The sequence below is a fragment of the Peribacillus sp. NPDC097675 genome (assembly GCF_050277655.1).
Taxonomy (GTDB): domain Bacteria; phylum Bacillota; class Bacilli; order Bacillales; family DSM-1321; genus Peribacillus.
Window position 1 is genome coordinate 297,844 of record NZ_JBNNSK010000002.1, and the last position, 22,897, is coordinate 320,740.

Here is a 22,897-nt window from a genome sequence, read left to right on the forward strand (position 1 = left end):
CCTCCCTCCCTTAACCTATCGTTTTAAGTTAACCAGTTCTTGCAGAATTTCATCAGACGTGGTGATGATACGTGAATTAGATTGGAAACCACGCTGAGCAACAATCATCTCCGTGAACTCTTCGGATAAATCGACATTGGACATTTCCAGTGACCCGGATGCAAGCGTTCCGCGGCCATCCCCAGCTACACCAATGTTCGCGGTTCCTGAGTTAATCGACTCTTGGAATGTGCTACCTCCTGATTTAGTTAAACCAGAAGCATTCGAGAACTTTGCAATGGCTAACTGACCTAATGTTACGATTTTCCCATTTGAGTATATCCCGTTAATTTCACCTGATGCTCCAAAGTTAAAGCTTTCTAGTTTCCCTTCTTTATTACCATCCGGATTAACGAGGGCGGTAGTTGTTCCTTTAACTTGAGTGAGTGATGTGAAATCAAAATTCAAGCTATTAGTTGAATTAGAAGTTGAATTGTTTAATGTACCAACTCCTGCATTAAAAGTAAGAGTAGTGAATGGAGGGACAGTATTATTATCAGTTGGATCCAAATCAAAGTAAGCCTGCCAAGTATCTGTTCCTGACTTCTTGAAATAAACAGTTTTTGCTTGTTCTTCTCCATTGGCATCAATGACTTTTATCTGCTGACTAAATACAGAACCAATAATAGCATCTGCAGCCAGATTTTCACTAACAGTCACTTTAGTCGTGGAAATAGCTGGTAAAACTGCATTTACATTTACTGCCACATCATTGATAGTTTTCGATAATTTTCCATTTGCATCAACTTTGTAAGCTTGTACTTTTGACCCGCTTGAGTTTACGAGCGTACCATTGTCATCTAAATAGAAGTTTCCGGCACGTGTATATGATAAGGCATCTCCTTGCTTGACGACGAAATAACCATCACCAGAAACAGCCAAGTCAAGATCACGTCCAGTAGTTTGCAAGCTTGATTGACTATGGATCGTGTCTATTGTCGCGATGGTTGAACCTAAACCAACTTGTTTAGAGTTGGTTCCGCCCCTATTTTCTGTTGCCGCACTAGCTCCGGATATTGTTTGGTTCATCGTATCACTGAAAGTAACCCGGCTTTTCTTAAAACCATACGTATTTACATTGGCGACATTATTCCCGATGACATCTAATTTCGTTTGTAAGTTTTTCAACCCACTGATTCCTGAGTACATTGAACGAAGCATATTAAACGTTCCCCTTTCATTTTAGCGACTGCTTCTGTCATTCCACAGTCAAGGCTTCCTATACTAGGGCCGGCCCATTAATCCAACAATATGGTTCCATTGATGTTCGTGAAAATTTGAGACGTTGCTTCATCTCGGTCCATGACTGTAATGACTTTGTTATTTTTTGTGCTGACCACGAGCGCCGCATTATCTGTGATGATGAGCGACTCGGTCACCCCCATTTTTTTGGCCTCATTTGCTTTATCGGCAATTCGGCTCCACATTTGCGGGTTTATTTCTATTTTTCTTTGATCTATCCGCATTTGGGCATGTTTACTGATTGTCATTTTCTCGACGGTCGTTACAGCTGTTTGAAAATGCTGTTGAAATCCTTGCTGGGTCGCTTGCCTTTGTCTCAAGGGTGATTTCATCAGTGGTGTCGCTTGAGCGGAATTCACTTGAAAGCCTAGTTTATTCATTCGTCCGCTCCTTAAGCGCCAGCTATTTTGATCAATTGCTCTCTAGTTAATTTTGTGCCGGTTTCATCATTCACTTCGATTTGCAACTTACCATTATTCATCGATACTGAAGTGACGATGGCCGACTGTTCCCCGTTTGTTTCATCATTCCAACTGACCTTCTTACCAATCAGTTCGCTTGCCGTCGTCAGGCTGTTTGATCCTGTTCCAGTCTGCTTCATGGCTGAAATATTCGCCGGTTCTAGTTTCGTTCCATCTTCTAAAAGGAAATAAACTTTGTCTCCCTTAAATTGAATAGAATCCACAATTCCTGTCCCTTCCTCAATAGCAAGGTTTTCATCGCCCTCATCGAGTTTATGCCAAGTCACTTCTTTACCAACAAAGGAGTTATAATTCATCAAGCTAGTTTGTTGATTGGCTCCTATCAATTGGTCCATTTTGGTCCCGATATTCACCATCTGTTCTAATGATGAAAAAGTGGCCATTTGAGCAATAAACTCTGAGTTGTCCATCGGGCTTGAAGGATCTTGGTTTTGCAACTGGGTAAGCAATAGTTTCAGGAAATCATCTTTCCCTAATGCGTCACCCGTTTTTCTTGTTTCGGTTTGATAGTTTGATAACATTAATGATGTGTCAATGGTTGTCATTTCTTCACCTACACTTCCATATTTAACAGAGCTTCCGCAAAAGTACCTGTAAATTCACTATCCGATTCTTCATTGCTTTCTTGCTTACTTTCTTGTTGCTGTCTACTTTGACCCTCTGACTCTTTCTGGTTGAATTTCTCTGAGTTGAAAGAGTTTAAGGTTTGTGCTATTTCAATTTTTTCAATTTGGATGTTCTGAACGCTAAAAGCGTGCTTTAAGCCTTGAACCTGATTGTCCAGCATATCCTTTGCTTGTGCTGTAGTGGCCAAGATCCTCGCTGTCATCATGCCATCTTTTTGAATCAACTCTATTCTGAGCGACCCTAGATGTTCAGGATTCAATCTGATTAATAGCTTGTTGACACCATTAGCTCCGGAGAAATTAGATTTGTTCAAGATAGATTCAAATTGCTTGACGAATTCTTCTTGACTGACAGTCTGTCCACCTTTGGAAGCTGTCAAAACTAATTGCTCTATTTTACTCATTTGACCGGGAACATTTGGATTAAAATCGGTATTGCCCTCTGTATTTAGAATCGCGGGTCCATCCGCCTGTCCATCATTACTGAGAGTGAACTTAAACTGAGCTGGCTTTACAATTTGAAATGGTAACCCCAAACCTTTTTTATCAGCCTCTTCCATTCTAGAAAATGCATTTCTCACCGTTTCGAGAGATTTATTCTGTCCTTTGTCCATAAGAACTGAAAAATCAAGGTCCCCGTTTTGTTTCTGTTGCTCATTAGACATCCACTTTTCAAGCTTTCCGGTTATTCCTTCAAGCACGTTTTTCACTTGCTTCTGAAGGGATGCCTCATCCTGTGTCATATCTTTATTCTCTGATAGAAGTTCCTGTATTTTCACCAGTTTTAAAAGGTTTGCCGTCCCATCTAACGGGAGCTCATGCCACTCTTCTTCGTTCAAAGATGCAACCTGTTTTAGGATTGTGTATAGTTCCATGACATTCGCACCGAGAAGACTTTGAGAATCGAGTGCGATCTCCTCTTCATGATCTTGTTCTAAATCGAGTTCTTCGATACTATTAAAAAATCCCTCAAGACCTGTTTCGTCATCACTGGTAAGACCTTTCAATAACTGTAAAAGTAATGCTCCTGAACTTGACGAATCATTTATTAACGAATCTTCCTCCGCTACTCCTTCTTCCAAATCACTTAAGCTGGTTTGCTTCAAGAAATCCACCAAATCCTTAAGAGTGGAGAGTTTCTCATCGGAAAGAGTAAGTGATTCTGCATCCATAACCTTGGATGAATTTGTTTCCAAAGTTAAAGCCGATTGAAGAGCGGATCCGAATTGGGCATTTGTCCCTTGGCTTTGATTGGTTTGTAATTTTGGAGTAACCGATGTCAACGCTAGCATTGAATTAATGGCTGAATTCACTTTTGAAATCACCCCCTTTCATCTGTCTTACGTACTTTGTTCTGTTAGTTTCTTCGTTAACCTGGCAGCATCTGCCGTAGACATCTGCTCCAATACCTTCGCTAATGTATCAGCTTTCATACTTGCCAAGATTTTCACGGCATCTTCATCATTCATCGCTGTAATGATTGGCGCTGATTTTTTGGGAGCCATCGTTTCATATGTGCGGATAATATCCTTGAATGCCCGTTTACTTTCATCCTGGCTTTCTTTTAGCTGATTCAATTGTGTTTGTAGCTGTTGTTTTTCTACTTCAGCCTTTTCGACAGCCTTGTCACGGGTATCAATTATGGTTTCAAGCTTCTCTATCTCTTTTTCCTTACTCTTTATTTCAGTTTCTAATTTTGCCAATCTTTTCGAATCCTTACCGATCTCTTGCGATGGTTTTTCTTTTTCATCATCTTTTTGAAATAGTTCAGTGAAAGGAATTTTCCCGGAAATTTCCTTAGCTTTTCCCATGACATTAACGCCAGCAACAGTGAAAACGATCAACGCCACAGTTACCGCAAAAATTAAAGGAATAAAGATGACAAGAAACCATTGAAATTTACTTATTTTATTTTCTTCAAATTCATCCATTTCAGTCGGTTCACCTTTTTTACGCATTCTATCACCTAACGCCCTTTGCTTAAAAATTGCCTGATAGATACTTCATCCATTTGTTTATTCTCGGCTTCCTTCATGATATCCAAGAATTTAAGAAAATCATTTTCTTTCATTTTCTCGTACTTCTTGACCTCAATATTTCTCTCCATCAATACATCTTGCAGTACATTCATTTTATATCGAGCTTCAATGACTTCCTCCTGGCTAATGCTTATGAGCTTTTCGAGGTTGTCCATAAACAATTGATGGTGCCGAATTTCTTGAATGGACAAACCGTTTCTAAGCTTTTCCTGTTGAAATGCAAGCAAATCCTCTTTTTTCTTTAAATATTTATATAATTTACCGGCCACTTCTTCGAACGTTTTAAGAGCAGCATTGTATTTAGCCAGGGCATCACTTTTTTCTTTTTCTTTTATAGTAAGGATCTTTTCGAATTTATATTGATAAATCATAGCTACTCACCTCTTTCCATCAAATCTACGAGGCTTCCTATACTCCGGTCTTTAGGCGCCTTTTCATGGGTACCCTGCTTCAAAAATGAAATGATTTCCGGGTAGCGCTTTATGGAATTATCTATTTCCTTCGAAGAACCTCTTTTATAAGCTCCTATATTGATTAAATCTTCCGACTCCATATAGGTTGATAAGTTCGCCCGTAATTCTTCCGCCGACTTTTTATGTCTTTCCCCAACGATGTTATTCATGACACGGCTGATGCTCTTTAGTACATTGAGTGCGGGAAACTGTCCTTTATTGGCTAAACTCCGGTCTAAGATGAAATGTCCATCCAAGATTCCCCGTACTGCGTCGGCAATCGGCTCATTCATATCGTCCCCATCCACAAGGACCGTATAAAAGGCGGTGATAGAACCTTGCTGATTCGTTCCTGTTCTTTCTAATAGTCTTGGTAGGATCGCAAATACCGATGGCGTATATCCTTTTGTCGTAGGGGGCTCACCTACAGCCAGTCCGATTTCTCGTTGAGCCATCGCCACCCTGGTAACAGAGTCCATCATCAACATGACATTCAACCCTTTGTCACGGAAATATTCTGCAATGGCAGTAGCTGTCATCGCTCCTTTAATCCGCATCAAAGCTGGTTGATCGGAAGTTGCAACCACAACGATGGAACGAGCTAATCCTTCTGGGCCGAGATCTTTCTCAATAAATTCCCGAACCTCTCGGCCACGTTCTCCCACAAGCCCAATCACATTTAAGTCAGCTGTCGTATTCCTAGCAACCATACCGAGCAAGGTACTTTTTCCTACACCACTCCCGGCAAAAATGCCGACACGCTGTCCTTTCCCAACTGTTAGTAAACTATCAATCACCCTGACGCCCACATCAATTGGTTCGTCAATGGGCGGCCGTTCCATGGGATTTGGAGGATCTTGATCGACTGGTACGGTAGCCAGTCCCTTTGGAAGCAGAGATTGGTCGATGGGATATCCGAGTGGATCGACAACCTTGCCAATCAATCCGCTTCCAACTTTTATTTCAAGGCTACGCCCACTTCCTTCGACAATGCACCCTGGTGCAATATCACTTACAGCTGTAAAGGGCATTAAAATGACCATTTCGTCGCGAAAACCGACGACTTCAGCCAATATCGGTTTTTTCTTTTTTCGAACACCAGTATAGATATAACAGACGTCGCCTACAGAACTTTCAGGTCCTTGAGATTCTATCATTAACCCTACGACACGCTTGACTCGTCCATAATGTTTAAATGTATCGACTTCATCAATAAAGGGTATGAGGTCTCTCGCTTTCATTTTTATTCCCCTTCCAGCAATTCGGTTAGTTTCACCTTTATCTCTTGTAGTTGGCTATCGACGCTTGCATCGATTCTTCCATTCTCCGATTCTATGATACAGCTACTTTCTTCCAATTCATCATCAGGATAGATATATAATTCCGTATCTTTTGGAAAGATTGAAATCAGTTCTTCCTTATGGGAAAGAATGGATGGGTATCGTGCCGGGTGAATGTGAATCTGTACTTCCCGGTAATCCCTGGCCTCTTTAATTGCCCCCTTAACGAGAGACAAGAAAGTTTCTTCCTCATTTTCCAATTGAAGTCCAATGATTTTTTTTGCCACTGTTAAGGCTAAATCAAGAATGACCGATTCCGAAGATTCAAGATGTTGCTGATAATCATTTTTGGATGCCTCAATCACTTCTTTTGCGAAAGCGATATCCCCTGCAATTTCGTTATAACCTTTTTGAATCCCATCTTCAATTCCCTGCTGGTACCCCTCTTTTTGCGCTTGTTCGATGTACAGTTTTTTTTCTTGTTGCTCCCAATAATCCCTTGCTTGTTGAATTTCTTCGACCATCGCTTCAGCTTGTCGCTTTGCTTCTATTAATATGGCATCCGCTTCTTGTTTGGTTTGATAAAGAGATTCATCAGGCTGGTAATGGTTGTTGATTTGCCCGTCATCATTTTCTGTGTCGTGAATGTCGAACTGGCGGATTTTAATCGCAATTTTCTTGCTTTCTTCTTGCTTTGCCTGATGGGACTTTATAATTCTAGACAATAATATCATCCCCTCCGCCGCGGGCGATTACAATCTCACCAGTTTCTTCAAGGCGGCGAATTACAGCAACGATTCTTGATTGTGCTTCTTCTACGTCACGTAGTCGAACAGGTCCCATATATTCCATTTCTTCCTGGAAGGTTTCGACCATTCGTTTAGACATATTACGGAATACGATATCTTTCACTTCTTCACTTGCCACTTTAAGTGCAAGTTTAAGATCTTCATTATCAGATTCCCGAACCACGCGTTGAATGGCTCTACCATCAAGAGTAACGATATCTTCAAAGACAAACATCCTTTTCTTGATTTCTTCTGCAAGTTCAGGATCTTGTATCTCAAGTGCATCCAAGATGGTTCTTTCCGTTGCACGATCCACACCATTCAATACATCCACAACAGCTTCGACTCCACCCGTTTGTGTATAGTCCTGCGTAACGGTTGCTGATAGCTTTCTTTCTAAAATCTGTTCCACTTCATTAATGATTTCTGGCGAAGTGCTATCCATTAAAGCGATCCTTCTTGCAATATCTGCCTGTACTTCTTGCGGCAGTTCAGACAAAATTTGGCCTGCCTGAGTCGGATCTAGATAGGATAAAATCAGTGCAATCGTTTGAGGATGCTCATTTTGAATAAAGTTTAAAATTTGGCCCGGATCTGCTTTACGAGCAAAGTCGAAAGGACGAACTTGCAAGGACGATGTTAAACGGTTGATAATGGCAGCAGCCTGATCAGTCCCTAAAGCCTTTTCTAGAACCTGTTTCGCGTATCCTATTCCACCTTGTGAAATATAATCTTGCGCTAAAGCAATATTGTGGAATTCTTCTAAAATCTCTTCCTTGTCGTGTGTATCAACGCTTCGTACCCCTGAAATCTCAAGAGTCAGCCTCTCAATTTCTTCTTCTGAAAGATGCTTATATACAGATGCAGAAACATCCGGGCCTAAGGAAATAAGGAGGATCGCTGCTTTTTGCTTACCTGTCAATCCACCCTTTTTCTTTCTATCTGTCACGTTTATGGCCTCCTAATCTTCTGCTATCCAGCTTCTTAATAGTTTTGCAAATTCATCCGGCTTTTCTTTAGCCAATTTCTCGAGTTGCTTCCTTTTTAAAGTGGCTTCCGTATCTTTCTCATTGTTAAGATTCGGAACTTCTAATTCTAGCTCTTCTTCCACTTCCTCGTAATATTCCTCTTCCAAATCCCGTTGACGTCTTGAACGGAAGAATAACACTAATAGAATGATTATGATTAGTAACAATACTCCCCCAATAATGTAAACCCATATTGGTAAGGCAGAAGCAGCCTCTTCTTCTGAAAGCTTCACTTTTCCATTAAACGGTTGAACGGATATCGCAATCTTCTGATTTAATTCATCGTCCGTTAGCTCTTCTCCCTCCGTTTTTTTATCAATGGTCGTTCTTATAATTGTGCTTAAGATTTGTGTGATATCATCCACGCTCTGTTGAGATAAAGAGTTTGGATCGTCGGCAGTAGGCGGCTCTACCATGACTTGAATTCCTAGATCCTTTACTTTATATGGACTTTCGACAATTTCCTTCTTGATTCGGTTCACTTCACTATTTATTGTTTCATCTGATTTTTCATAATCACCCGAACCTGTGGTGCCTTCAACATAACTGGAACCTAACGAATCTGCTGAGTCCTCACTTTGTGGAATACCCCCATTTGCAGCCGCGTCCCCGCTATATGTTTCATTGATTCTTTGGGCTGAAATTTCGATTCCCGCCATATTTTCTTCATCGACGGGTTCTACCAAATTTTCTTCACGATTTTCTTGAGTGAAATCAATATCTGTCGTAACGGAAACAGCCACTTTATCTCTGCCCATTATTGTCCCTAGCATGTTCTGCACTTGTCGTTGTATATCGCGTTCAATTTCTTTTTTTATCTCATTTTGAGATTCAAAAGCGGAACCAAATGATGATTTTTCCTTTTTTAGGTCATAATACTCAAAATCTTGGTTCATGATGACGATATTATCTGTAGGAAGGTTGGGAACACTCTTTGAGACAAGATGGTAAAGGGAGTTAACTTGACTCTCTTCAAATTTATAGTTCGGTTTCGTATTCAAAACGATGGAAGCGGAAGCCTCACCGGCTGATTCACTGACAAAGACCCCTTTGTCAGGAAGCGTGATCATGACGCTTGCATCCTCAACCCCATCGATTTTCTTTATTAAATTGGATAATTCCGTTTGCATCGTATCCAATTTAATAACATTAAATTGATTTTCAGTCATTCCCATTTTTGCATTCTGACTAAAGAATGAGTAATCAATACTACCAGACTCCGGTATTCCATCCGCAGCTAGTTTCACTTTTAGCGTATCGACACTTTCTTGTGGAACTTTGATTGTGGTTCCGTTGTCCGCAATTTCATTTTTTATTCCCTGACTGTCTAAATTCTCTTTAATGCTTCCCGTTTCAGATGGTTTCAGGTTTGAATATAAGGGAACTAGTGTAGTTCGGGATGTTAAAAATGAGACAACCATGATGATAATGATGACTAGTGCCGTTGAACCAATCATGATTGTTTTTTGCTTTTTAGTTCGTGTACTCCAATAACCAGTTATTTTATTTTTAAAATTCACTAGTGCATCATTCATTTAAATCCCCCGGTCAGTCTATGAATTTATGAAAGGAGGCACTTTATCCTCCTAGCCACTTTTTCTCTCTATATATGAGGTTTTAAAATGAATGTTAAATACTCATTCTCATCATTTCCTGGTAGGCTTCGACCACTTTATTCCGAACCTCTAATGTAGCCTGCATCGTAAGACTGGCTTTTTTCGAAGCAATCATCACTGTATGAAGCTCAACATCTTCTCCATTGGCTAACTTCGATGTGAGGTTGTCCGATTCTACCTGGGCTTCATTAACTTTATTCATAGATTCTTTTAATACGGACGCAAAATCTTGCTGTGCTTCGTATGGTGTACTTGTCTTACTTTGTTCACTTTTCCATACGTTCCCTGTATTAGTCACACTCGAAAGAGAAATCCCCTCCATAAATGCACACTCCATTCAAATATTATTTACCGATTTCCAATGCTTTCATCATCATTCCTTTTGATGCGTTTAAGACAGTGACATTAGCTTCATATGACCTAGTGGCACTCATTAAATCTACCATTTCTCTAAGAGGATCCACGTTTGGCATCTCTACGTAACCCTCTTCATTCGCATCTGGATGATCTGGATTGTAATCCAACTCAAAAGGAGTTTGATCTTTCACGATTCCAGATACTTTTACCCCGTCACCCGTGCCGCTCGTTTTCCCGGTCGCTGCATCTAGAAAACTTGCAAAGCTGCCTTCCTTATTTTGCAAAACAACTGATTTCCTTGAATAAGGCTTCCATTCCCCCGTATCCGCATCGAACTCTGCTCTAGTCGTATCGGCATTGGCCATATTAGCAGAAATAACATCCATTCGAAGCCTCTGGGCAGTTAAAGCTGAACCCGTCGTATTAATACTTTGAAAAATCCCCATTACTTACCACCCCTTATGACAGATTCCAACGACTGGAATTTACCTGAAAGTCTATCGGTTACAGCATTATAATAAATTTGATTCGTAGCCAGGTCCGTCATCTCTTTATCTATATCCACACTGTTACCGTTACTGTTATAATTCACATTTTGCTGCGTAACAATGGAGGAAGTCGACTTTCCGCCTGATTTAAAGCTAAAATGCCTTTCGTCAGTACGATATGATTGGATGGCTGTATCAAGTTCTGAGTGAAAGGACTTTGTCTTGGAGACATCTTTCGCTTTGTAATTTGGCGTATCTGAATTTGCTATATTTTGCGAAGTAACCTTTTGTTTCATACTAGAATAATTCAGAGCGTTTTCCAGTGACTGAAAAGTATTTGAAAATAATTCCACGTTATCGCTCCCCTCTTTCTCCCCCATGAAAATAATAACTTATGTGATAAATAAACCCATTGTCTAATATCCTTAATTTTAAAGAAACATAAGAACGATGTCTACATTCAATATATAGACTTTAGACCTATTATAGTCGAATAATGTCACATTTTGCTCATATTTAGATGGTTGTTAACTAAATTACTAGTCATTTGTGACGTGGTATTACATTTTTTTATTAATTTATCCATTTTTTTCTGAATATCACATGCTTATCATACAGAATAACAAACTAATGTACCTGATACTTTAGAACTAATTATCTACAAAAAATTCAAGGTAATTTTTAACAGTACGTAGTTTTACACCTTATTTCAAAGAGTTTTCATGATTCTCTTTTTCAAACTTTGCCATATTTCTATATTCAATATTTATCTATTTTTCAGAAATTTTATAATATATCCCTTAAATTCGACTTCTTTCTCCATAATAATACTCTTAAAAATTCCAAATTATATCAATGGATATATTGTATCAATTTCCCATAAACTTCATTCTATTTTTTAGAAATATATCTTTTATTTACTATCCAGATAGTTATAACAGTATAATTACCCTATATAAGGATAAGTTAACTGAATTTTGAATAAACACTTCTTTATCCTCATTTCACCTATCAAAAATTGATTCAAATTACCCTGAATGGTAATTTTTTTCTCTTTTTACCCTGCCTATATGTTCTTGTTACTACTACATTTGGTTTATAAACTAGGATTCTAAACGTAGTTTCCTTGGTAAGCATTTTTCCTGCTCATGAATACTTCTTTTGGATCTACATAGAACAATACGCCTACATTAGTCAAAATAAAGTGCTAATAAAAAAGTAGAGTATTATACGTTCCTACGACCATTACAGCAAAGCATGATTTCTATTGGGATAAGATGTGGACTTTATGCTGTTCACCTTCCTTAACAAAGTTCATAGAGATGGAGTGCGGAAATATTCATTCATGAGACAAATCGACAGACAAAAAGGGTACGGAATTAAATTCCGTACCCTTTTTGTCTGTAATAACCTTATCTTTTAGAGATTTTTAGCTATTTTTAAGTTTTTCTAATTCATTAAGGAATTTATCGTTCAACACTTTGATGTACGTGCCTTTCATACCTAAAGAACGTGATTCAATAACTCCTGCACTTTCTAATTTTCTAAGCGCGTTTACGATAACTGAACGTGTGATACCGACACGATCGGCAATTTTCGAAGCGACAAGCAACCCTTCGTTCCCTTTAAGCTCTTCAAAAATGTGTTCAATAGCTTCTAATTCACTGTATGATAGTGAAGAAATGGCCATTTGTACGACCGCTTTACTACGTGCTTCTTCTTCGATCTCTTCTGATTTTTCACGTAGGATTTCCATTCCAACCACTGTAGCACCATATTCAGCAAGGATTAGGTCATCATCATGGAACTTATCTTGTAAACGAGCAAGAATCAATGTTCCTAAACGTTCCCCTCCACCCATGATTGGGACAATAGTTGTTAAACCATTTGAAAACAGCTCTTTATTCTCAATAGGGAAAGCTGTATATTCGCTTTCAATATCAAGGTTAGAAGATGTTTCTTGAATGTTGAATAAGTTCTTTGTATATACTTCAGGAAATTGCTTATCTTCTAACATTTTATACATACGTTCGTTTTCAATTTGTTGACTTACTGCGATTCCAAGTAATTTTCCACGACGGCTAACGACGAATACATTTGCTTCGATAACTTCGCTTAAACTTTCTGCCATTTCTTTAAAATTAACTGCTTTACCTGCTGCTTTTTGGAGCATTGCATTAATTTTTCTTGTTTTTGCTAATAAATTCATCTGACTTGTTCCTCCTAAAAATACCATGGTTCACAATTGACTATGAAGTTGTATTTCCGTAATTTGATGTTGTTTGCTTAGGCAATGATTCTTGCCGTTGGTTCATTCTATAGGATAAACTGGCTTAAGTCTTTATTACGGGCTATAGAGCCCAGCTTATCTTCCACATATTGAGGCGTGATCGTGATCTTTTCCATTGTAATGTCAGGGGCTTCAAAAGATAAGTCCTCCAGAAGACGCTCAAGGATTGTATGAAGACGCCTTGCCCCAATATTATCTGTGTTTTGGTTTACCTCGAAAGCCACTTCCGCTATCTTACTAACAGCTTCGTCAGAAAATTCAATTTCTATACCTTCTGTTTCTAATAATGCTACGTATTGTTTTAAAAGTGCATTATCCGGCTCGTGTAAAATTTTCACAAAGTCTTCGACGGTCAATTTGTTTAATTCTACACGGATTGGAAAGCGTCCCTGCAGTTCAGGAATAAGATCTGATGGTTTAGCCGTATGGAAAGCACCTGCAGCAATGAAGAGTACATGATCGGTTTTAACTGAACCATATTTTGTGACAACTGTCGACCCTTCAACAATTGGCAAGATATCCCGCTGTACACCTTCTCTTGAAACATCCGCTGAAGAGCTTCCAGACTGCTTGCTAGCAATCTTATCAATTTCATCGATGAAGATAATGCCGTTTTGCTCGGCACCATATACAGCGTCCGATGTCACTTCATCCATGTCAATCAATTTAGCAGCTTCCTCATTGGTCAAGACCACTCTTGCTTCGCTTACTTTCAATTTACGCTTTTTATTTTTCTTGGGCATCAAGCTTCCCAATGCGTCCTGCATATTCATCCCCATTTGTTCCATTCCCGAACCTTGTAGCATGTCAAACATGGATGCCGCCTGCTCTTCCACTTCAACCGTGATCATTTCATTCTCTAACTCGCCCTTAGCCAATTGACTCGCCACAAGCTTTCTTTTTTGCTGCAGGCTTAAATCCTCGGAATTATCATTCGAATCCTGGTCAGACTGATTGGTCCCACCTCCGAAAAACGCTTCGAGAGGATTTTTAAAATTACTCTGTTTTTTATTGGATGGTACCAGTAAATCAATTAAACGGCGATTAGCATTTTCCTCTGCCCGTTCTCTGACACTTACCATCTTTTCTTCCTTTACGAGGCGGACGGAAGTTTCCACCAAATCACGCACCATCGATTCTACATCGCGGCCAACATAACCAACTTCCGTAAATTTCGTTGCTTCTACTTTCACAAAAGGAGCACCAACCAATTTAGCCATTCTCCGAGCAATTTCTGTTTTCCCAACACCCGTCGGTCCAATCATTAATATGTTTTTCGGAACGACTTCATCGCGAAGTTGTTCTGATAATAAAGAACGGCGGTACCTATTTCGCAATGCTACTGCTACTGCTCGTTTGGCCTCACTCTGTCCTACAATATATTGATCCAGTTTCTCAACAATTTGCCTCGGTGTTAAATTAGTTTTTTTTGACATAGTGCGCTCCTCCTTACAACTCTTCCACGATTATATTCGTATTTGTAAATACACAAATTTCCGCTGCAATTTGTAAAGATGATTGGGCGATATCCTTTGCCGTTAAGTTTTCGCTAGAAAAACGCTTTAAAGCCCTTCCGGCAGCCAGTGCATAATTCCCACCTGAACCTATGGCCAGAATTCCGTCGTCCGGCTCGATGACTTCACCTGTACCGGAAACGAGAAGCAAGTCTTTTTTATTCATGACGATTAGCATCGCTTCCAGCTTTCTTAGCACATTATCACTCCGCCATTGCTTTGCCATTTCAACTGCAGCACGTTGGAGATTCCCATTGTACTCCTCTAGCTTTGCTTCGAACATTTCAAAAAGAGTGAAGGCATCCGCAACGGACCCTGCAAACCCTGCCAGGACATTACCATTAAAGATTTTCCTCACTTTTCTTGCCGTATGTTTCATCACTACTGAATTCCCTAAAGTAACCTGCCCATCACCGGACATGGCACATTCACCTTTATGATGCACTGCAAATATCGTAGTCATAAAGTGTCTCCTTTCAACTTTTAAGCTCGCGGATGTGATGCATTGTAGACTTTTTTTAATTGGTCCTTTGTTACATGCGTATACACTTGCGTAGATGAAATTTTTGAATGTCCAAGCAGTTCCTGAACCGTACGTATATCTGCCCCATTATTTAAGAGATGAGTGGCAAATGAATGCCTCAGCATATGTGGGTGCAGATCTCCATCAGCGGCCGATTTTTTAATCAATTCATTTAATATATAACGGACTCCCCTTGGTGTAAGAGGTTCTCCGCGAAAGTTAACAAATAAATAAGCATGCGTCTTAGCGTCAGACGATGTCATTTCCATCCTGGCTGTACGTATGTATAAATCTATCGCTTCCTGAGCATAACTCCCCACCGGAACATATCGATCTTTTTTCCCTTTTCCATGAATCAGTACGGTTCCAAGAGAGAGATCGATATCCTGCATTTTGATTTCACAGCACTCACTTACGCGAATGCCTGTAGCATACAGTAATTCCAGCAGTGCAACATTTCTTATTCCAATCGGGGTATCTTTTTTTAAAGAAGAAAAAAGCTGATTGACTTCTTCCTCATAAAGAAAGCGAGGCAATCTTTGCTCCTTTTTAGGTAAAGATGCAAGAGAAAAGGGATTATCCTTGACTTCTGCTTCCCTTAATAGAAATTTATAAAAACTCCGCAAACAAGATGTTTTTCTTGCCACAGTACGCTTGGAAAGTTTTTTCTCATATAAATTCGTCAAATATAACCGGACATCTATATATTCGACTGACGCGACATCGGCAATCCGTTGTTCGTTCAGGAATAAGAAAAATTCATGAATATCCCGCTTGTAATTTTCAATCGTGTAGTGTGAACTATTTTTTTCTATTTGTAGATATTCAATGAAAGAAGATAACGCCTTATTTTGATTGATCATAGAAACACCTCGCAAAGGCTTATAAATAGTATCATACTTTAAAACAGCAGGCAAATAATTTTACAAACTTTTCACAAAGTTCTGAATTGTGTCTAAAGCGCGATTAGCATGTGCCTCATATCGTTCCTTTTTCGACTTGATTCTAACTCCCAAATCTGGAAGGAGACCGAAGTTGGCATTCATGGGTTGAAAGCTCTTCCCGTTAGTTGACGTGATATACCGTGCCATGCTGCCCATTGTGGTTTCAGCAGGAAAAACGATTGGCTCCATCTCTTGAACCATTCTCGCTGCATTGATACCGGCAACCAAACCTGAAGCGGCAGACTCTACATACCCCTCTACACCCGTCATCTGACCTGCAAAGAATAAGTCATCTCGGTTTTTGAATTGATATGTTGGCTTTAGCACATTAGGCGAGTTTATGAACGTATTGCGGTGCATGACGCCATAACGCACAATTTCGGCATTTTCCAATCCCGGAATCAGTTGAAGTACCTCTTTTTGAGGGCCCCATTTTAGATGCGTCTGAAAACCAACAATGTTATATAGCGTTCCTGCTGCATCATCTTGACGTAATTGGACTACAGCAAATGGTCGTTTTCCTGTTTTTGGATCTTCCAAACCAACTGGCTTCAATGGTCCGAATAACATCGTCTTCTTCCCACGTGATGCCATCACTTCTATAGGCATACATCCTTCAAAAAAGATTTCTTTTTCGAATTCCTTAAGCGGAACCGTTTCTGCAGAAATCAATGCTTCATAAAAACGATCAAATTCTTCTTCGGTCATTGGACAATTCAGGTAAGCCGCTTCCCCTTTGTCATAACGGGACTTCAAATAAACTTTATCCATATTGATGCTTTCTTTTTCAAGAATTGGAGCTGCCGCATCATAGAAATACAAATATTCTTCTTCCATTATTTGCTTTAGGCTGTCTGATAAAGCTTGGCTTGTTAATGGGCCTGTAGCGATAATTGTCGGACCTTCTGGAATTTCTGTCACTTCTTCATTGATGACTGTCACATTCGGATGGTTTTTCACCCTATCCGTTACAAGACTCGCAAATTCATGTCGATCGACGGCTAATGCTCCACCAGCAGGAACAGCACAAGCGTCTGCTGCGGATATAATTACAGAATCCAATATACGCATTTCTTCTTTTAAAACACCTACAGCATTTGTTAACGTATTTGCCCGAAGTGAATTGGAACAAACAAGTTCAGCGAATTTATCGGTATGGTGTGCAGGCGTTTGCTTAACCGGACGCATTTCGTACAAATCAACTTTTATTCCTCTTTTAGCTAATTGCCAAGCTGCTTCACTGCCTGCTAGCCCAGCACCAATTACACTTACTTTTGCTTCTTTCATGTTTCGAACCTCCATGTATAGATATGATAAAACAGGAAGATTTATCATTAAAAATATTTTTATAAAATTTTCATTTTAACGATGTGCTTATATGTATACCCCGTATTGTTCATTCCTGCTGATGACCATTCTGTAAGTTCATGTTTCCTTGTATAGATCCATAAAGTTAGACTCTTTTAAAAAAGCTAGTGGACACAAAGAGGAATTATAACTTTAAATGAATACACTTGTCCACTGAATTTTACAACACTTGACCGAAATAAAAAAGTTTCATGACTTTACCAATATATTCTGTGAATTAAATCTTCTCATTTATCATGATATCATACCTAACTAAATATGAAGAAACTCGCTTCTTACATAGTAAATAGAACATGAAAAAGGTGAGCATAATCGCCCACCTTCCCTTAAGCTTGAGGTACTTCTTTGAAATCACAGTCCATACATTGTACTTGTACGCCTTTTTTGAGTTTTTTCTCAACAAGCGTTCCTTCACATTTCGGACAGCTTCTTGGTAATGGCTTATCCCATGAAATAAAGTCACACCCTGGGTACGTATCACATCCATAAAACAGGCGGCGTTTTTTACTTTTCCGCTCAATGATGTTTCCTTCTTTACATTTTGGACATTTCACGCCAATCTCTTTGACGATTGGCTTCGTGTTACGACAGTCTGGGAAATTGCTGCATGCCATGAATTTTCCGTATCTCCCCATTTTGAAGACCATTCCATGACCGCATTCTTCACAATCTTCTCCAGCAGGTTCATCTTTAATTTCAATTTTTTCCATCTCGGCTTCAGCCTTGGCCAAATCTACAGCAAAATCTTTGTAGAAATCATCAATAACATTAGCCCATTCGACACTTCCAGCCTCAACACCATCAAATTCCTGTTCCATCTTGGCTGTGAATTCGGCATCCAGGATATACGGGAAGAATTCTCGAATTAGCTCAAGGACTATTTCACCAAGTTCGGTCGGGATAAAACGTTTGTTATCAAGCGTAACATAACCCCTTTTTTGTATAGTATCTAGAGTAGGGGCATATGTGGATGGCCGACCTATACCTAATTCTTCTAGAGTTTTGACGAGGCGTGCCTCCGTATAGCGTGGTGGTGGTTGCGTAAAATGCTGCTTAGGCTCAACATCTTTTGAAAAGAATTGATCGCCTTTTTTCACATCAGGAAGGGTATTCTCCTTTTCCTCCACCGAATCATCCGTTCCTTCAACATATACCTTCATGAAACCTGGAAATTTAACTTTTGATCCATTTGCCCTGAATATCACATCGCCATTATGCAAGTCGATACTCATTGTATCCATGACTGCAGAAGACATTTGGCTTGAAACGAAACGTTCCCAAATTAATTTATATAAACGGAATTGGTCTCTCGATAAAAATTCTTTCACTAAACTTGGTTCCCGCAAGGTGCTAGTCGGCCTAACAGCTTCATGGGCATCCTGGGCATTTGTCTGCTTTTTCTCTTTGCGCTGTTCAATCTGGACGTAATCTTCACCGTAACTTTTTGAGATGAATGTTTGAGCCTCAAGTTTAGCCACATCGGAAATCCGGGTTGAATCCGTTCTCATATAAGTAATCAGACCGACTGTTCCTTCTTTTCCTAGCTCAATTCCTTCGTAAAGCTGCTGCGCGAGCATCATCGTTTTCTTGGCCCTGAAATTCAGTTTACGTGCAGCTTCCTGTTGTAGGGAAGAAGTTGTGAATGGTGCAGCTGGATTACGTCTTCTTTCCTTTTTCGTCACGGTACCGATTGTAAATTCACCACCGCTCAAGGAATCCAGGACCTTCTTCACGTCTTCTTCGTTTTTCAACTCAGTCCGTTCACCTGCCAGGCTGAAAAAAGAACCTTCAAACTGTTCTTTTCCTTTTACAAAATCAGCCTTGATTGTCCAATACTCTTCAGGAACGAAGTCTTTGATCTCTTTCTCACGATCGATGATCATTCGGACAGCAACTGATTGAACCCGTCCGGCACTCAATCCTTTTTTGACTTTCTTCCACAAAAGAGGGGAAATATTGTATCCGACCAAACGATCCAATATCCTTCTCGCCTGCTGTGCATCCACCAATTTCATATTAATCGGTCTTGGTGATTTAAATGATTCTTTGATTGCTTCCTTCGTAATCTCATTGAATACGACGCGGCAATCCGAATTAATGTCGACATCGAGGCTATGCGCTAAATGCCAGGCAATCGCTTCACCTTCTCTGTCGGGGTCAGCTGCGAGATAGATTTTCTTCGCTTTTTTTGCTGCTGTTTTCAGTTCTTTTAAAACCGGGCCTTTGCCTCGGATAGTTATATATTTAGGTTCATAGCCATGTTCAACATCGACACCCGTTTGACTTTTAGGTAGGTCGCGTACATGTCCCATGGAAGCTTTAACTTTATATTTCTTTCCTAAGTATCGCTCTATCGTTTTTGCCTTTGCGGGCGATTCCACAATCACTAAGTAATCTGACATCCAATAAATCCTCCTCAAGAGGTAATATAAATCTTCACTATTATTAATCATTCAAAAATCATTTGTCAACACCTCTTTGTTTTTCAAATCCTGCAGTTTCATTTGAAATTAGGTATTTTGACAAGAGGTGCCTGTTGCAAAACTTATAACAGTTTTACAATATTTTCAACCTTTTTGTCTAATATTTTATCCTATTCATCTAAAAAAGCCCTTTTTTCACCTAAAAAATGGACACTTCACCGTATATCTTCTATATTATATTGTTTTAATATTCTTCCTCAATGTCGACGGATGTCAAAATTAATTTAGCTCCATCTTGAATTAATTGGTTCGTTCCGGTTGATTCAGGACTGGTTATATTCCCCGGAAGCGCAAATACATCTCTTCCTTGTTCAAGTGCAGCTTGTGCCGTAATGAGAGAACCGCTTCTTTCTTTTGCTTCTACAACGAAAATCCCCTGTGATAAACCACTGATGATTCGATTCCGGAGCGGGAACATCCAGGGTTCTGATCTTCTCATCGGAGGAGTTTCCGAGAGTAGTAGACCCTTTTCAATGATTACTCTTGCTAGGGGAATGTTTGTTTTTGGGTAAATCTGCATCAATCCCCCACCTAAAACACCTATCGTATGTCCGCCTTCATTCAACGTAATCTTATGGGCAATTGCATCAATTCCAGATGCCACCCCGCTAATAATCACAAATTCTTTCCTTGTAAGGGGTGTTAAAACCGTTTTTAAGGCCTCCAGTCCATACGAGGTTGGATTTCGTGTACCGACGACACCTATCGTATTCCTCTTCGCTAAAAGCTGTTTATTACCTTTTAAATAAAGCACCCAAGGGGGATTGAATATTTGTTTTAGCATATATGGATAGTCTTCATCAAAAATCGTCATACATTGGATTTGATTATTGTCATATTGTTTTAACTTTTCACTCGTATCGTGTGAATGCAAATCTTCGAGAAAGAATTGAATCTTATTGGAGGGGATGGGGAGGATTTCTTTCCATTCAGCGTATGTCATTTTAAAAAGGGAGGTGAGAGATGGATCGACTGTCGTAATCATTTTGATCGTTTTCCAGCCTGCACCGCGGCAATGATGGAGATGTATTAATTTTTCATTTTTGTTCACTATGGAAACACTCCTTTTGAGGATTTATTAAATTGAGGGATAGTTGTATTGCTTGTCAAACGAGGTCATTGCTATCTTTCGAAGAACTATTGTAGATGAATGAAATAAGACCGACCAAAATCAGGTCGGTCCATCTTTTATTAATGAGTTTTACATGGTTCGTACATACCTTTTTCTTTTAAGACCGAAATCAAGGTTTCGCCCATGACCGAAGGTGTTTCTGCAACTTTAATGCCACATTCATTCATGACGCGGATTTTTTCATCAGCTGTTCCCTTGCCTCCAGAAATAATCGCACCGGCATGTCCCATGCGTTTACCAGCTGGAGCCGTACGCCCACCAATGAACCCAACAACCGGTTTCGTCATATTTTCCTTCACCCAAATGGCCGCCTCTTCTTCTGCTGTGCCACCGATTTCCCCAATCATGATTACTGCATGGGTTTCTGGATCTTCATTGAACTCTTTAAGTACATCAATGAAATCAGTACCATTGACAGGATCCCCACCAATGCCGACTGCAGATGATTGTCCGATGCCTTCTTCTGATAATTGATGAACGGCTTCATAAGTCAATGTACCAGAACGAGAAACAACGCCTATATGACCTTTTTTATGAATATAACCTGGCATAATCCCAATTTTACACTCATCTGGGCTAATCACACCTGGACAGTTAGGTCCAATTAAACGTGTTTTCTTGCCTTGCATATATTTTTTGACCTTAACCATATCCATGACAGGAATGTGCTCTGTAATACAGATGACAAGATCAATCTCCGCGTCCACCGCTTCTAGAATCGCATCTGCTGCAAATGGCGCCGGCACATAGATGACCGATGCATTTGCTCCTGTTTCAGTGACAGCTTCGGAAACTGTATTATATACAGGTACCCCTTCCGCTTCTGTTCCACCTTTACCTGGAGTGACCCCTGCAACGATTTTCGTACCGTATTCTAACATTTGTTTTGTATGGAATAACGCTGTTGAACCAGTGATTCCCTGAACGATCACTTTCGTATCTTTATTAATATAAACGCTCATAATGTTCCCCCCTGCCTATTATCCTACAAGTGATACTATTTTTTGCGCTCCGTCTGCCATGGATTCAGCAGCGGTGATATTTAAACCGGACTCTTTCAAAATCTTTTTCCCTAAATCGACATTCGTACCTTCTAAGCGGACAACGAGTGGTACATCCAGGCCTAGCTCTTTTGCAGCAGCTACGACGCCTGTCGCGATGATGTCACATTTCATGATTCCCCCGAAGATATTGACAAAGATGCCTTTTACTTTTTCATCGGACAGGATGATTTTGAAAGCCTCTTTCACTTTCTCCTCTGTAGCACCGCCTCCGACATCAAGGAAGTTGGCCGGGTCGCCCATATAGTGTTTGATGATGTCCATCGTTGCCATAGCAAGCCCGGCACCATTAACCATACAGCCTATATTTCCGTCAAGCGATATGTAACTAAGACCATGTTTTGATGCTTCAATTTCCTTAGCATCTTCTTCATCCAGATCACGGTACTCTGAAATATCTTTCTGACGGTATATTGCATTGTCATCAAAATTCAATTTAGCATCCAAGGCCATAACATTGCCATCCCCCGTCACGACTAACGGATTGATTTCGGCAATCGAACAATCTTTTTCTACGAAAGCTGTATATAGGTTGATCATCAATTTAGATGCTTTATTTATTAATGGAGCTGGAATATTAATGTTGAAAGCGATTCTACGTGCCTGGAAACCCGTTAAACCGACCACAGGGTCAATTACTTCCTTGAAGATTTTCTCGGGAGTTTTCTCAGCCACTTCTTCGATTTCCGTTCCACCTTCTTCGGAAGCCATCAATACTACACTGTTCGTTGCACGGTCCAAGACCAGCCCAATGTAATATTCCTTGGTGATATCGCAGCCTTCTTCTATAAGTAAACGCTTCACTTCTTTACCCGCAGGCCCTGTTTGATGGGTCACCAACGTTTTACCAAGAATCTCTTTTGCATATGTACGCGCTTCATCAAGATTCTTCGCAACCTTAACTCCGCCGGCTTTTCCGCGGCCACCCGCATGGATTTGAGCTTTGACGACAACAACATCTGTACCTAACTCCTTCGCCGCTTCAACTGCTTCATCAACAGTAAAGGCAACTCGGCCATTTGGAACAGATACCCCGTATTGTCTCAAAATCTCTTTCCCCTGATACTCATGGATATTCATTTCCCATCCTCCTTATCTACTAAAAAACGAAACTGAAATTTGGTGCGTGTTTTCTCTACCATATT

General features: G+C 39.9%; 22 protein-coding genes. All 22 read right to left on the reverse strand.

The annotated features are described in order from the left end of the window. Window positions 1-15 precede the first annotated feature (15 nt). Window positions 16-1,200, reverse strand: coding sequence for a flagellar hook protein FlgE (locus tag ACQKL5_RS04690; RefSeq protein ID WP_427606851.1), 1,185 nt, complete (start codon window positions 1,198-1,200; stop codon window positions 16-18). 77 nt (window positions 1,201-1,277) lie between these two features. Next, complete coding sequence (locus ACQKL5_RS04695) at window positions 1,278-1,661, reverse strand: TIGR02530 family flagellar biosynthesis protein (RefSeq protein WP_427606852.1); 384 nt, start codon at window positions 1,659-1,661, stop codon at window positions 1,278-1,280. 11 nt (window positions 1,662-1,672) lie between these two features. Next, a complete protein-coding gene (flgD, locus tag ACQKL5_RS04700) occupies window positions 1,673-2,308 on the reverse strand; it encodes a flagellar hook assembly protein FlgD (protein WP_427606853.1) in 636 nt (211 codons plus the stop codon). A gap of 8 nt (window positions 2,309-2,316) precedes the next feature. Further along, window positions 2,317-3,702 (reverse strand): flagellar hook-length control protein FliK, encoded by a 1,386-nt coding sequence (locus tag ACQKL5_RS04705; RefSeq protein WP_427606854.1) that lies wholly within the window; start codon window positions 3,700-3,702, stop codon window positions 2,317-2,319. A gap of 27 nt (window positions 3,703-3,729) precedes the next feature. Next, complete coding sequence (locus ACQKL5_RS04710; protein WP_427606855.1) at window positions 3,730-4,347, reverse strand: MotE family protein; 618 nt, start codon at window positions 4,345-4,347, stop codon at window positions 3,730-3,732. Between the two features lie 8 nt (window positions 4,348-4,355). Further along, window positions 4,356-4,799 carry a flagellar export protein FliJ gene (gene fliJ, locus ACQKL5_RS04715; protein ID WP_427606856.1) on the reverse strand — a complete coding sequence of 148 codons (444 nt, stop codon included), beginning with the start codon at window positions 4,797-4,799 and terminating at the stop codon, window positions 4,356-4,358. A gap of 2 nt (window positions 4,800-4,801) precedes the next feature. Further along, a complete protein-coding gene (fliI, locus tag ACQKL5_RS04720) occupies window positions 4,802-6,121 on the reverse strand; it encodes a flagellar protein export ATPase FliI (RefSeq protein WP_427606857.1) in 1,320 nt (439 codons plus the stop codon). Window positions 6,122-6,123: 2 nt separating this feature from the next. Beyond that, entirely contained in the window at window positions 6,124-6,885 is a 762-nt protein-coding gene (fliH, locus tag ACQKL5_RS04725; protein ID WP_427606858.1) for a flagellar assembly protein FliH, read from the reverse strand. Next, complete coding sequence (gene fliG / locus ACQKL5_RS04730; RefSeq protein ID WP_427606859.1) at window positions 6,878-7,897, reverse strand: flagellar motor switch protein FliG; 1,020 nt, start codon at window positions 7,895-7,897, stop codon at window positions 6,878-6,880. Before fliG ends, fliH begins: the two co-directional genes overlap by 8 nt. A gap of 12 nt (window positions 7,898-7,909) precedes the next feature. Next, window positions 7,910-9,511 carry a flagellar basal-body MS-ring/collar protein FliF gene (gene fliF / locus ACQKL5_RS04735; protein WP_427606860.1) on the reverse strand — a complete coding sequence of 534 codons (1,602 nt, stop codon included), beginning with the start codon at window positions 9,509-9,511 and terminating at the stop codon, window positions 7,910-7,912. A 94-nt stretch (window positions 9,512-9,605) separates the two neighbouring features. After that, window positions 9,606-9,914 carry a flagellar hook-basal body complex protein FliE gene (gene fliE / locus ACQKL5_RS04740; protein ID WP_427606861.1) on the reverse strand — a complete coding sequence of 103 codons (309 nt, stop codon included), beginning with the start codon at window positions 9,912-9,914 and terminating at the stop codon, window positions 9,606-9,608. Window positions 9,915-9,936: 22 nt separating this feature from the next. Continuing rightward, window positions 9,937-10,395 (reverse strand): flagellar basal body rod protein FlgC, encoded by a 459-nt coding sequence (gene flgC / locus ACQKL5_RS04745; RefSeq protein WP_427606862.1) that lies wholly within the window; start codon window positions 10,393-10,395, stop codon window positions 9,937-9,939. Then, window positions 10,395-10,790: a flagellar basal body rod protein FlgB gene (gene flgB, locus ACQKL5_RS04750; RefSeq protein ID WP_427606863.1), complete on the reverse strand. Its 396-nt coding sequence runs from the start codon at window positions 10,788-10,790 to the stop codon at window positions 10,395-10,397. The genes flgC and flgB overlap by 1 nt, the downstream gene beginning before the upstream one ends. 1,076 nt (window positions 10,791-11,866) lie before the next feature. Beyond that, complete coding sequence (codY, locus tag ACQKL5_RS04755; protein WP_427606864.1) at window positions 11,867-12,646, reverse strand: GTP-sensing pleiotropic transcriptional regulator CodY; 780 nt, start codon at window positions 12,644-12,646, stop codon at window positions 11,867-11,869. Between the two features lie 107 nt (window positions 12,647-12,753). Continuing rightward, the gene (gene hslU, locus ACQKL5_RS04760; protein ID WP_427606865.1) at window positions 12,754-14,163 is read right to left on the reverse strand and encodes an HslU--HslV peptidase ATPase subunit; all 1,410 of its coding nucleotides are present in this window, start codon (window positions 14,161-14,163) and stop codon (window positions 12,754-12,756) included. A gap of 13 nt (window positions 14,164-14,176) precedes the next feature. Beyond that, entirely contained in the window at window positions 14,177-14,704 is a 528-nt protein-coding gene (gene hslV / locus ACQKL5_RS04765) for an HslVU peptidase proteolytic subunit (protein ID WP_427606866.1), read from the reverse strand. A gap of 20 nt (window positions 14,705-14,724) precedes the next feature. Further along, window positions 14,725-15,627, reverse strand: a complete 903-nt coding sequence (gene xerC, locus ACQKL5_RS04770; protein WP_427606867.1) for a tyrosine recombinase XerC — start codon at window positions 15,625-15,627, stop codon at window positions 14,725-14,727. Window positions 15,628-15,687: 60 nt separating this feature from the next. Next, entirely contained in the window at window positions 15,688-17,010 is a 1,323-nt protein-coding gene (trmFO, locus tag ACQKL5_RS04775) for an FADH(2)-oxidizing methylenetetrahydrofolate--tRNA-(uracil(54)-C(5))-methyltransferase TrmFO (RefSeq protein ID WP_427606868.1), read from the reverse strand. Between the two features lie 392 nt (window positions 17,011-17,402). Next, the gene (topA, locus tag ACQKL5_RS04780; protein WP_427606869.1) at window positions 17,403-19,478 is read right to left on the reverse strand and encodes a type I DNA topoisomerase; all 2,076 of its coding nucleotides are present in this window, start codon (window positions 19,476-19,478) and stop codon (window positions 17,403-17,405) included. A gap of 265 nt (window positions 19,479-19,743) precedes the next feature. Beyond that, entirely contained in the window at window positions 19,744-20,613 is an 870-nt protein-coding gene (dprA, locus tag ACQKL5_RS04785) for a DNA-processing protein DprA (protein ID WP_427606994.1), read from the reverse strand. A gap of 137 nt (window positions 20,614-20,750) precedes the next feature. Then, complete coding sequence (gene sucD, locus ACQKL5_RS04790) at window positions 20,751-21,653, reverse strand: succinate--CoA ligase subunit alpha (RefSeq protein WP_427606870.1); 903 nt, start codon at window positions 21,651-21,653, stop codon at window positions 20,751-20,753. Window positions 21,654-21,671: 18 nt separating this feature from the next. Continuing rightward, window positions 21,672-22,832 carry an ADP-forming succinate--CoA ligase subunit beta gene (sucC, locus tag ACQKL5_RS04795; protein ID WP_427606871.1) on the reverse strand — a complete coding sequence of 387 codons (1,161 nt, stop codon included), beginning with the start codon at window positions 22,830-22,832 and terminating at the stop codon, window positions 21,672-21,674. Between the last annotated feature and the right edge of the window lie 65 nt (window positions 22,833-22,897).

What these genes read in the sequence shown, in the direction of transcription:
- fliE (WP_427606861.1), bottom strand. Translation starts at nt 9,914, where the DNA reads ATGGAGGGGATTTCTCTTTCGAGTGTGACTAATACAGGGAACGTATGG.
- fliF (WP_427606860.1), bottom strand. Translation starts at nt 9,511, where the DNA reads ATGAATGATGCACTAGTGAATTTTAAAAATAAAATAACTGGTTATTGG.
- ACQKL5_RS04690 (WP_427606851.1), bottom strand. Translation starts at nt 1,200, where the DNA reads ATGCTTCGTTCAATGTACTCAGGAATCAGTGGGTTGAAAAACTTACAA.
- fliI (WP_427606857.1), bottom strand. Translation starts at nt 6,121, where the DNA reads ATGAAAGCGAGAGACCTCATACCCTTTATTGATGAAGTCGATACATTT.
- codY (WP_427606864.1), bottom strand. Translation starts at nt 12,646, where the DNA reads ATGAATTTATTAGCAAAAACAAGAAAAATTAATGCAATGCTCCAAAAA.
- ACQKL5_RS04710 (WP_427606855.1), bottom strand. Translation starts at nt 4,347, where the DNA reads ATGCGTAAAAAAGGTGAACCGACTGAAATGGATGAATTTGAAGAAAAT.
- trmFO (WP_427606868.1), bottom strand. Translation starts at nt 17,010, where the DNA reads ATGGAGGTTCGAAACATGAAAGAAGCAAAAGTAAGTGTAATTGGTGCT.
- flgC (WP_427606862.1), bottom strand. Translation starts at nt 10,395, where the DNA reads ATGGGGATTTTTCAAAGTATTAATACGACGGGTTCAGCTTTAACTGCC.
- flgD (WP_427606853.1), bottom strand. Translation starts at nt 2,308, where the DNA reads ATGACAACCATTGACACATCATTAATGTTATCAAACTATCAAACCGAA.
- topA (WP_427606869.1), bottom strand. Translation starts at nt 19,478, where the DNA reads ATGTCAGATTACTTAGTGATTGTGGAATCGCCCGCAAAGGCAAAAACG.
- xerC (WP_427606867.1), bottom strand. Translation starts at nt 15,627, where the DNA reads ATGATCAATCAAAATAAGGCGTTATCTTCTTTCATTGAATATCTACAA.
- hslV (WP_427606866.1), bottom strand. Translation starts at nt 14,704, where the DNA reads ATGACTACGATATTTGCAGTGCATCATAAAGGTGAATGTGCCATGTCC.
- fliJ (WP_427606856.1), bottom strand. Translation starts at nt 4,799, where the DNA reads ATGATTTATCAATATAAATTCGAAAAGATCCTTACTATAAAAGAAAAA.
- ACQKL5_RS04695 (WP_427606852.1), bottom strand. Translation starts at nt 1,661, where the DNA reads ATGAATAAACTAGGCTTTCAAGTGAATTCCGCTCAAGCGACACCACTG.
- sucC (WP_427606871.1), bottom strand. Translation starts at nt 22,832, where the DNA reads ATGAATATCCATGAGTATCAGGGGAAAGAGATTTTGAGACAATACGGG.
- hslU (WP_427606865.1), bottom strand. Translation starts at nt 14,163, where the DNA reads ATGTCAAAAAAAACTAATTTAACACCGAGGCAAATTGTTGAGAAACTG.
- sucD (WP_427606870.1), bottom strand. Translation starts at nt 21,653, where the DNA reads ATGAGCGTTTATATTAATAAAGATACGAAAGTGATCGTTCAGGGAATC.